Annotated in this window: 1 protein-coding gene; it reads right to left on the reverse strand. The window is 47.9% G+C overall.

The window, feature by feature from the left end; translation table 11 throughout:
- Positions 1 to 262: 262 nt before the first annotated feature.
- Positions 263 to 670, reverse strand: a 408-nt coding sequence (gene fkpA, locus P2W82_RS24655) for an FKBP-type peptidyl-prolyl cis-trans isomerase (RefSeq protein WP_336518628.1), incomplete at its 5' end; no start/stop codon positions are given.

Below are 670 nucleotides of genomic sequence, written 5' to 3' on the forward strand. Positions count from 1 at the left end.
GTAGGATTTCAGAATATCAAAATCGGTCTGGTCGAAAGGACGTTGATCCAGTAAATCCAACTCACTGGTTTCGTTGGTTAAAAGCGACCTGGACATGAAAAAAAACACTCCTTTTCAGGAGCCTGTCGTTAACTTTTCAGGGCAGGCTCATTAATGATGCGGGTAACTAAATTAATACAGCGGAGGTTCCGCTTTCCAGCACTAATTATATCCGGCCTGTAATAAAAAAACCGCCGCCTGGTCAGGCGGCGGTTCTTAATGCTTATTTTTTAGCAGAATCTGCGGCTTTCGCATCAGCTTCCGGCTTTGCATCAGCCTTCGGCGCTGGTTTCACATCCAGCAGCTCTACGTCAAACACCAGGGTAGAATTCGGTGGGATCCCCGGAACACCCGCTTTGCCGTAAGCCAGTTCTGGTGGAATAACCAGTTTGATCTTACCGCCTTTCTTGATGTTCTTCAGACCTTCTGTCCAACCCGGGATAACACCGTCCAGACGGAAAGAGAGCGGTTCACCACGGGTGTAAGAGTTGTCGAACTCTTTACCGTCGATCAGCGTACCTTTGTAGTTCACTACAACAGTATCGCTGTCTTTCGGTGCTTCGCCTTTACCGGCTTCTACTACCTGATAAACCAGACCAGTTGAAGAGGTTTTCACACCTTTCTCTTTGGC

This window comes from Pollutibacter soli, assembly GCA_029269725.1.
GTDB classification, from domain to species: Bacteria; Bacteroidota; Bacteroidia; order Chitinophagales; family Chitinophagaceae; genus Pollutibacter; species Pollutibacter soli.